The sequence below is a fragment of the Psychrobacter sp. TB20-MNA-CIBAN-0197 genome, assembly GCF_040309765.1.
GTDB lineage: Bacteria > Pseudomonadota > Gammaproteobacteria > Pseudomonadales > Moraxellaceae > Psychrobacter > Psychrobacter submarinus.
On the sequence record NZ_JBEOPC010001149.1, the window covers coordinates 1 to 248 of the forward strand.

At 60.1% G+C, this 248-nt stretch carries 1 pseudogene; it reads left to right on the plus strand.

The window, feature by feature from the left end:
- Positions 1 to 248, plus strand: a pseudogene (locus AAEY83_RS17530) (UDP-3-O-(3-hydroxymyristoyl)glucosamine N-acyltransferase); the annotation flags it as partial.

Below are 248 nucleotides of genomic sequence, written 5' to 3' on the forward strand. Positions count from 1 at the left end.
GTATCACGATGTGCGCATCGGCAAGCGTGTGGTTATTCAGTCCGGCGCAGTGATCGGCGGTGAGGGCTTCGGCTTCGCCAACGAAAAAGGCGTCTGGCAGAAAATCGCCCAGATCGGTGGCGTGACCATCGGCGACGATGTCGAGATCGGCGTGAACACCGCCATCGACCGCGGCGCTCTGGCCGATACCGTGATTGGTAATGGCGTGAAGCTCGACAACCAGATTCAGATCGCGCACAACGTCCAGG